The 7,162-nt window shown below is 42.4% G+C and carries 6 protein-coding genes and 1 pseudogene; 3 read left to right on the top strand and 4 right to left on the bottom strand.

Annotated features, from left to right (window positions below):
• A pseudogene (locus tag HP456_RS17440) lies at positions 1-365 on the bottom strand (histidine kinase); the annotation flags it as partial.
• Between the two features lie 551 nt (positions 366-916).
• Here HP456_RS17440 and HP456_RS17435 point away from each other — a divergent pair.
• Positions 917-1,552: a YigZ family protein gene (locus HP456_RS17435; RefSeq protein ID WP_172253465.1), complete on the top strand. Its 636-nt coding sequence runs from the start codon at positions 917-919 to the stop codon at positions 1,550-1,552.
• Positions 1,553-1,714: 162 nt separating this feature from the next.
• Complete coding sequence (locus tag HP456_RS17430) at positions 1,715-2,785, top strand: LCP family protein (RefSeq protein ID WP_172253463.1); 1,071 nt, start codon at positions 1,715-1,717, stop codon at positions 2,783-2,785.
• 77 nt (positions 2,786-2,862) lie between these two features.
• Here the strand turns inward: HP456_RS17430 and HP456_RS17425 are convergent, their stop codons facing one another.
• The 3 genes from HP456_RS17425 to HP456_RS17415 all read right to left on the bottom strand — a co-directional run bounded on the left by HP456_RS17425 (position 2,863) and on the right by HP456_RS17415 (position 5,843).
• The gene (locus tag HP456_RS17425) at positions 2,863-3,909 is read right to left on the bottom strand and encodes a glycosyltransferase family 4 protein (RefSeq protein WP_172253461.1); all 1,047 of its coding nucleotides are present in this window, start codon (positions 3,907-3,909) and stop codon (positions 2,863-2,865) included.
• A 65-nt stretch (positions 3,910-3,974) separates the two neighbouring features.
• Positions 3,975-5,078: a glycosyltransferase family 4 protein gene (locus HP456_RS17420; protein ID WP_172253459.1), complete on the bottom strand. Its 1,104-nt coding sequence runs from the start codon at positions 5,076-5,078 to the stop codon at positions 3,975-3,977.
• Positions 5,079-5,114: 36 nt separating this feature from the next.
• Positions 5,115-5,843, bottom strand: a complete 729-nt coding sequence (locus HP456_RS17415) for a WecB/TagA/CpsF family glycosyltransferase (RefSeq protein WP_172253457.1) — start codon at positions 5,841-5,843, stop codon at positions 5,115-5,117.
• Between the two features lie 373 nt (positions 5,844-6,216).
• On the opposite strand from HP456_RS17415, the gene HP456_RS25540 reads away from it, so the two are divergent.
• On the top strand, positions 6,217-7,162 hold a 946-nt coding region (locus HP456_RS25540; protein WP_172253455.1), incomplete at its 3' end, for an O-antigen ligase family protein.

Raw genomic sequence — 7,162 nt, 5'->3', positions numbered from 1 at the left:
TGAAGCTCATCCCGCCGGTCGCGCAGCTGCTTTTCCAACTGTCTATTGATCGAAAGTTTCATTTGCAGTTCGTGGGCCACTTCATACGCTTCTCGGACCTGATCCTCTGAATAGGTCTGGAAATGTTTGCTCACTTCAGAAAGCCTGATTCTGGCGTGCCTTGATTTACGGGTAAGTTCATCCCCTTCATCAATGACCTTGATCACCATTTCTTTCACTTCTGCTAATTCTTTTGTCAAATCTTCAAAATCATTTCGGCATTGCTCACCAATATGAAAGATTTCATCCTTACTCTGGTCGACCGTATCCACCATTTTCTCAAGGATGACATCCAGCAACTTGGTGTTAATTTTTTTTAGTGACACGGTACACCCCTCTTTTGGTTCCACATTTCGTCTTATACCAAGAAGAACATTCGACTGATTTTCGCAACGTTATCCTGCAAAAATAATAAATCGGCTATTTTATTCTTCAGCCGGACAATGATACGTGTCCAACTACCTATTATATCATTTATAAAATATACCTATTACTATTTCAATGCTAAATCATAAATCTCCTTTATTCATCTAGGCATATTTCGCTGTAATACTTCCATACAAGGGTTTTCTCGGTCTCTTCACTGGATTCCGCAAGTCCGGTCAAAAAAGAAGACCATTCACCTACGAACATATATAGGAACACAGGAAGTATTACTTTCAGCGTCAATTATACCATGTCAGTTATTGTCGGAGATTAAAGTTTCGTTACATTGTATTACCATTATTTCATGTAGAACCATATATTCCCTTGCCGCATATTCGGTAATCTGTGCAATTCGGCTCTATGTCCTTTATAGTAGAAAGAAGAATAAAACCCATGACCTTTACCCTTTTTGTATAACTCTTAAACATGACGATCGGGAGGAGATAGAACTTTGTTACATTACTATAATACCGTCAAAGGTTACGGAGAAAATGAAATCAATATCGAACGATCACGATTCATCGCTTATGTGAATCGGGCAGAAACCGAAGAAGAAGCTCAGGCCTTCATTGCCGATATAAAGAAAAAGCATTGGGACGCAAATCATAACTGTTCTGCTTATATGATCGGGGAAAATAACCTGATCCAGAAAGCCAATGACGACGGGGAACCGAGCGGTACGGCAGGAGTCCCCATGCTGGAAGTGTTGAAAAAGCGCGGTTTGAAAGATACCGTCGTTGTCGTCACACGGTATTTCGGCGGAATCAAGCTTGGTGCAGGCGGCCTGATCAGGGCTTATGGGAGAGCGACATCAGAAGGCTTGAACGCTACAGGGATTGTTGAAAGAAAGCTGATGCGCATCATGAAGACGAAAATCGACTATACGTGGCTTGGAAAAGTAGAAAATGAAGTGCGATCTTCACACTATCAACTGAAGGAAATCCATTACCTTGAAGCGGTAGAGGTTGAGGTTTATGTGGAAGAAGCCTCTAAGCAGCCATTTCACGACTGGATGACCGAACTTACCAATGGTCAGGGAGACATTACAGAGGGTGAAGTTGAATACTTGGAAAATTTAATGACTTAAAACACAGGAGGAAGTGCTGGTAATGGAATAATGGCACTTCCTCTGTTTTGTAATGAAATTTTCATTTTACGGTTTTGGCAATACATAGTAGAATGAAAGTTAGGTTATTACGTCGAATTTTGAGAATCCTCCATCAATCCCCATACAAAGGAGTACTATATAATGTCCATGGATCGCTATTATTTGAAACAGCAGAAAAAGAAAAAACGAAGGAGACGAATTTTTTATTTCATCGTTGTGCCCCTCTTAATTTTAACCTTTTCGGTTGCAGGCTACGGGGCTTTACTATATAAGAAAGCCGAGACGGTTTTCAACGATTCGTTCAATACGATTGAAGGAAGGGAAAAGTCCGATCTCCGCGACAAGCAGGTTGACCCCAACATCGACAACGTGTCCATATTATTTATCGGGGTGGATGAAAGCGACACACGGAATTACGGCAGCGCCACCCGGTCGGATGCATTGATGCTTGCTACCTTGAATGAGAAGAATAAATCCGTCAAGTTAGTCAGCATCCCTCGTGACTCCTATGTGTACCTTCCGGAAGTCGGCTATAATACAAAGATTAACCATGCTCATGCATACGGCGGCCCCAAGGCTTCGATTGAAACGGTCGAAACGATGTTCAATATTCCTGTCGATTATTACGTCAAGATGAATTTCCACGCCTTCATCGATGTTGTCGATGCACTGGGCGGAATAAATGTTGAAGTTCCATATGAACTATTTGAACAGAACTCCAAAGATACAAAGAATGCCATTCACCTGCAGCCCGGTATGCAAAGTCTTGATGGTGAAGAAGCTCTTGCTCTGGCACGCACAAGAAAAATGGATAATGATATCGAACGCGGAAAACGACAGCAGGAAATATTAAAAGGCGTCATGAACAAAGCCATCTCGGCCAACGCCCTTACTAAGTATGATGATATCATTCAGGCAATCGGTGATAATATGGAAACCAACATGACCTTTGATGAAATGAAAGCTCTGTCAAGTTACGGATTACAGAAGAAACTGAATTTGAGCACGCTGTCCATTGAAGGGGAAGATTCCTATATCGAAGGCGTCTATTACTGGCAATTGGATGATACAAGCCTTGCCAATACGGCGAATGATTTACGCGAACATCTTGGGATTGATCCTTCCACGGCGGAAAGCTCCGAAGGCTATGACGAGGAACAGTCCGGTGATGGAAGTTATGGAGAAGCAGCAGAGAGTGAAGCTGCCTCATAATAAAACTTAAAAAGACTCGAACCTCTTAATTTGAGGTTCGAGTCTTTTTTTACGGTCGAAATTCGTCGTTTCTGTTACTATTTCCTTGTCCCTCTTGCCCGAACCAGCTTCAATAGAGGCTGGTAATTCGAATTTACAAGTCCAATGCTTTCGATGAATATTTCGATGGCAAGAAGTAAGATTCCAACAACGATGATGCCCCCCCAAACCGTTGACATTGAGAAGATGATGGCTGCCAGGCTGAACATGGCTGCCATTGAGTAGATCAGGATAACGGTTTGTTTATGGGTGAACCCGATCCGCAATAAACAATGATGTAAATGCGATTTATCCGGTGCCGATATAGGACTCTTGTTGATGAGTCTTCGAATGATGGCAAAGACCGTATCTGAAATCGGCACCCCTAAAATGATTAATGGAATGACGAGGGAAATCATCGTGACATTCTTGAATCCAAGTAAAGAAAGTACCGCAATCATATACCCCAGGAACAAAGCTCCGGTATCACCCATGAAGATTTTCGCAGGGTGAAAGTTAAAGTATAAGAAACCGATGGTGCTCACCAACAGGATCATCGCTATCGACATAACGAAAACGTCGCCTTTCATGACTGCCATGAATCCGATGGTTGCCAGTGCAATAGTGGAAACACCTGCAGCAAGACCATCTAGTCCGTCAATGAAGTTGATCGCGTTCGTGATGGCTATGATCCAGATGATCGTGATCGGTATACTGAAGATCCCGAATTCCAGCTGTCCTCCGAAGGGAAGGTTGATGAATTCGGTCTGAACGCCTCCGAGTACGACTGTGAAAGCAGCGGCCAGCTGCCCTACAAATTTGAACCTCGGAGATAATTCAAAGATATCATCCGCCATGCCCGTCAAAAGGATCAGGATACTCCCGAGTATAATGGGTAAGGCATATGGATCTTCCGGTCGAAGAATCAAGAATCCGGCGATGAATCCGATGAATATCGCCAATCCCCCGAGACGGGGCATGATCTTCTGATGGACTTTCCGATGATTGGGCTTATCTGTTGCCCCTATTTTATATGCAAGTTTTTTGACTAATGGTGTCGAGATCAGCGTTAACAAAAAACAAATAATTAAGGTCAGAATTAACATTTTCACACCTCTTGTAGTTAATCTACCCGGTATTAGACCTTGTGAAACAGGTAATTAATACATGGTCAATTTAGTAACTTCAAGTATACATTATATACGTTATTGGCGAATTGCTCTATAGAAAATTGTCTTTTACTGTAACTTTCTAACTTTTTGCCCATTTCAAGCAGGTGACCAGAGGCTTTCATGTCCATTGCCTGCAGGATGCTTTCAGCGAGCCTGTCTGAATCCTCTACCGGAATGATCCAGCCGTAGCTTTCATCCGGTATGAGTTTATCTACCCCGCCTACGTCCGTTGTAATCACCGGAACAGACACCCGGGCAGCTTCAAGCAGAACTAGCGGAAAACTTTCACTGTAAGAGGTGAGTATCGATAAATCAGCAATCGGATAGATTCTTTCCACATCATTCCGGTGGCCGAGAAAATGCACATAATCTGCAAGCCCATGATCGCGGGTGAACGATTCAAGCTGCATTCTCATCTGCCCATCCCCGGCCAGCAGTAATTTCACCTTCCGATGGCTCCCGTTCACTTTCTTCATTGCCTCTAAAGCAACCTTATGCCCTTTGACCGGTTCAAGTCTTGCTACCATGATAATCACAAAGTCATCCTCTTCCAATCCGAGCTCTTTCCTGTTATAAGGGGCAGGCAATTTCTTATTGAAGTCAATTCCATTTAATATAGTGGATATCTTCTTGGAAGGAATATCGAAATCAATCAATATGTCCTTGAATCGTTCTGAAATGGCCAGGAGATGGTCCGCCTTTTTCAGCGCGCTTTTATTGGCGGCAGTATAAACCTTTCCAGTAAGACCCCTGCCCATGAAATCATCCCTCGGATCACTGTGAACGGTAATCAGCCACTTCACCTTAACGAAAGACTTCACCAATGCAGCGAAGCAGTTTGCCCTGGCCCCATGGGTATGGATCAGTTCGATCTCATTTTCTTTGATGAATGCAATGATTTTTTTGATGATGGTGAAATCGAATTTCGACTGCTGGTTGAACACAACTGCATTCATATTGAGCTCCAGTGCACGATCATACATTTCTTCTTTTTCAAACAAACCTAAGTAAAATTCAGAACGGTTTAGCTCATTTAATAAAGAAAGGATATGAAACATACCTCCGCCGGTTTCGTTGCCGGCATTCAGATGTAAAACCTTCATTTGCGACATCCTTTCTTGAAAAAAGTAAGTAAACCACTATGCGCGGGATTTAAGGACCCGAAGCAGAAACCGGGGAATAACAAGCATTCTCTTCCATCTTGACGGCTGCTGAAGAAGGCGGTAGAACCATTCTAAATGAATTTTCTGCCAGAAAACCGGTGCTCTCTTCAAATGGCCGGCAAGGATATCGATACTCCCGCCCACTCCGATGAACACACCTTTATCGACTTTGGATATGTTATTTTTGATCCAATTTTCCTGTCTTGGACATCCCAGTGCAACAAGCACCAGGTCAGGTTTTACAGCCTGGATCTCTTCAATCACGGTATCATCTTTATCGTCAAAGTATCCGTGATGATATCCTGCCACATTCAAATCAGGGTACTTCAACCGTATGTTCTTTACAGCCTTTTCAAGAATTTCGTTCTTAGTCCCGACTATGTAAACACTCAGTTGATGAAGATTTCCCATTGTTAGTAAATCTTCCATCAATTCAAACCCCGGCACTCTCTCCTGAAGCGGTTTTTTCTTAAGATTTGAAGCGATGATGACCCCGATTCCATCAGGCACAATCAAGTCAGCCTTGCTCAACGTATAGAAATAATCCCGGTCTTTCTGGGCATGCATGACGATCTCCGGGTTGGCCGTAACGATGAACCCTTTTTTCCCCTCTTTAAGATATTGATGTAAGATGTCATTTACCACATCATTTTTCGTTTTATTGATAAAAGGGATATCTAAAATTTGAACAAATTGATTCTTCATCACTTCTACTACCTTTCAACAGTAAACTTTGTATTCCCCATTCTATCTTAGTCCCGGACATACTGAAATAGATATTCTGTTAAAAATGTTTACAGTACAATGACATCAAACAAATTCATTTTTAGAGGAATTTCCGTTCCGCTTATATAATAAAGTAAAAAGGACAGTCTTTAACGAATGTCATCAATTCTTCATCGTTTCTTTATGAATCTTTACAAAACATTAAATAAAACTATAAATTCATTTATTAAGCTAATACTAGTGTTAACTTTGTAAGAACGCTTTTAATTGGCGGCTTTGTTAACCACCGCTGTTGATTTCATTGCAAGGCTCCGCCTTTCTGAATGTCCCGCTTCCCGGCAGGAGTCTGCATGTGCACACCAAACGACAGCCAGAACCATTAAACGGCAAAGCCAATTGGAAAGGTGGAATTTTTTTGCTGAACGGAAACCGGAGAATCCTGCTTCTCTTCACGATCGGCCTCTTCATCCCGCTGATCTTGCAGAATTCTATAGCGGCTTATATTTGCATCCTTGCATCTCTTGGAATCATCTTAAAGGATAAAAAAAGCGGTATACTTCTATTATTTGTATACTTCCCTATTCGACCATTTTTAATTGAAATGAATGGCGGATTGAAATATCTGGGTGATGCTGTCATCCTATTTCTTTTCCTGATGACGATTGCGAAGATCTTTAAAGAAAGAAAATCCCTGACAAGAGTAAAAGTCTATTCGTTTACGGCAGCTTTTATCCTGTTCTGCTTGACTGGAACGGTGGCAGCCTTACTGACAGGAGTAGACTTGGCTGCTATCCTATTTCAAAACAGGGCGTTGGTGATCACCTTTCTTATGATCTTCATAGTCGGTGAATTGAACATTTCAAAGCAGGACGTCAAGCGTTTCCTCATCATTACCATTCTCATGGGGACCGCTTTATCCCTACATGGACTGGTTGAATTTATCAGTTCTCGTTCTGTACTCGTCCCCAAAGCCTGGGAACAGTGGAACCTGTCTTCTGTCAATGAAATGAGGGTATACGGATTGACCGCCAATCCAAATGTTCTGGGGACATACTTATCCATCTGTCTGTTCGCCGCCCTGTATGCATGGCAGTCCTGGGAGAAATATAAACCATGGTTGATCACCGCATCGATATTGATGGCAGGGACACTCTTCCTTACCTTTTCAAGAGGCTCAATCCTTGCATTCGGAATTGGCTTCATCCTTTATATCCTGATGACAAGAAAGTGGAGACTTGCCAGGAATTTACTCATCACGGCAGCAGTGGGACTGATTGTACTCTATTACCCTGCCAATA

Source organism: Bacillus haikouensis (assembly GCF_013179555.1).
GTDB classification, from domain to species: Bacteria; Bacillota; Bacilli; order Bacillales; family Bacillaceae_B; genus Rossellomorea; species Rossellomorea haikouensis_A.
The sequence above is the reverse complement of the archived record's forward strand: the minus strand, read 5'-3'. Positions and strand labels throughout refer to the sequence as shown.

Excerpts from the sequence above, each read along its gene's own strand:
- HP456_RS17420 (WP_172253459.1), bottom strand. The coding sequence starts at position 5,078 with ATGAAGGTTTTACATCTGAATGCCGGCAACGAAACCGGCGGAGGTATG.
- HP456_RS17425 (WP_172253461.1), bottom strand. The coding sequence starts at position 3,909 with ATGTTAATTCTGACCTTAATTATTTGTTTTTTGTTAACGCTGATCTCG.
- HP456_RS17430 (WP_172253463.1), top strand. The coding sequence starts at position 1,715 with ATGTCCATGGATCGCTATTATTTGAAACAGCAGAAAAAGAAAAAACGA.
- HP456_RS17415 (WP_172253457.1), bottom strand. The coding sequence starts at position 5,843 with ATGAAGAATCAATTTGTTCAAATTTTAGATATCCCTTTTATCAATAAA.